1 pseudogene is annotated in these 280 nt (G+C 47.9%); it reads right to left on the reverse strand.

Going from position 1 to position 280, the window contains the following annotated elements:
* A pseudogene (locus V5P19_RS23395) lies at positions 1–280 on the reverse strand (hypothetical protein); the annotation flags it as partial.

The raw sequence follows: 280 nt of genomic DNA on the forward strand, positions 1-280 counted from the left end.
GCTGAGGACCAAATCCCACATACATCGGGTATGCAGAGAACGCGACAGGAAACGTAATAAAGATCTCTCCAGTTGATGATGGATTGGCTGCCCCCCACTGAATAATCAGACCTGACGGTAATTTTTGCCAGCCAGGGCTGGTCAGGCTGGATGTGAAGTCATTCATATCCGGAATCTGATTTGCCCCTGAGCCAACATCCCTTTGAGCCGCACTTTTCAGATCAAGATAAGTTCTTAGTTCAGCCTTATCCTTACCGCTTAAATCTGTCAGTGTCTGGTC

The organism is Enterobacter sp. UNJFSC 003 (assembly GCF_036903355.1).
Taxonomy (GTDB): domain Bacteria; phylum Pseudomonadota; class Gammaproteobacteria; order Enterobacterales; family Enterobacteriaceae; genus Enterobacter.